Annotated in this window: 1 pseudogene; it reads left to right on the top strand. The window is 71.8% G+C overall.

What is annotated here, in order from left to right:
- Nucleotides 1–252: pseudogene (locus QJT78_RS52575) on the top strand (IS256 family transposase); the annotation flags it as partial.

Here is a 252-nt window from a genome sequence, read left to right as displayed (position 1 = left end):
GGCGCGCGGGACCTGCTTGCCAGGGCGATCGAGATCGAGGTTGGCGCGTTTCTGGCCAGCACGGCCAATCTGACGCTGCCCGACGGTCGAGCGCGCCTGGTCCGACATGGGCACGGTCCGGTGCGCGAGATTGCGACCGGCATCGGTCCGGTGGAGGTCGCTCGTCCCAAGGTCCGCGACCGCGGAGCGAGCGGGCCAGGCGACCGCCTCCGCTTCAGTTCGGCAATCCTGCCGCTATGGGCGCGGCGGACG

The sequence above is a fragment of the Bradyrhizobium sp. Mp27 genome (genome assembly GCF_029953005.1).
Lineage (GTDB): Bacteria > Pseudomonadota > Alphaproteobacteria > Rhizobiales > Xanthobacteraceae > Bradyrhizobium > Bradyrhizobium barranii.
This window is presented reverse-complemented; position numbering and strand designations above follow the sequence as displayed.